At 46.7% G+C, this 768-nt stretch carries 2 protein-coding genes; both read right to left on the bottom strand.

The window, feature by feature from the left end; all coding sequences use genetic code 11:
• The coding region (locus AC1Z3T_RS21160; RefSeq protein ID WP_483396992.1) for a CoA-transferase at positions 1–423 on the bottom strand (423 nt) is incomplete at its 3' end.
• Positions 420–768: 3-oxoacid CoA-transferase subunit A (locus tag AC1Z3T_RS21155; protein ID WP_483396991.1), on the bottom strand; the 349-nt coding region annotated here is incomplete at its 5' end. The genes AC1Z3T_RS21155 and AC1Z3T_RS21160, both read right to left, overlap by 4 nt.

Genomic DNA, 768 nt, shown 5'->3' with positions numbered 1-768 from the left:
TTTGGCACCGACTGCCAAATCCATCGCACCACCCACCGCAGGAATCGCATCAGGTGCGCCTGTATGCCAGTTGGCAAGATCACCATTTTCAGCAATTTGGAATGCACCCAATACTGCAATATCCAAGTGCCCACCACGCATCATGGCAAAAGAATCGCCGTGATGAAAAAAGCTTCCGCCTGTGAGCATGGTAACGAATTCTTTGCCTGCATTAATCAGTTCAGGATCTTCTTCGCCTTTGGCAGGGGGTGGACCAAACGCCAACAAACCATTTTCAGAATGTAGGAATACATCTTTGTCTGAAGGTAAGTATTTTGAGATTTTGGTCGGTAAACCAATACCTAAATTCACATAAGCACCATCGGGAATGTCTTGTGCAACACGTTCTGCAATTTGGTCACGGCTTAGTTTTTGGTAACTCATTGTGCTTCTCCCTGTGCCGCATTGACAGCAACCACATGCTGTACAAAAATCCCGGGTGTAATGATATGTTCAGGATCAAGTTGACCGAGTTCTGCGATTTCAGAAACCTGTGCAATGGTCACATCCGCAGCCATCGCCATAATTGGACCAAAGTTTCGTGCAGATTTGCGGTATACCAGATTGCCCCAACGATCGCCTTGATGGGCTTTGATCAAAGCAAAATCAGCTTTGATTGGATACTCAAGCACATAGTCTTTTCCGTCGATCTGACGGGTTTCTTTTCCTTCGGCAAGCAATGTACCAAAACCTGTTGGTGTGAATACTGCCCCTAAACCCATCCCCGCG

The organism is Acinetobacter sp. B-6 (assembly GCF_056930735.1).
Note: the sequence above shows the minus strand (reverse complement) of the source record. Positions and strands in the feature narration are given on the sequence as shown.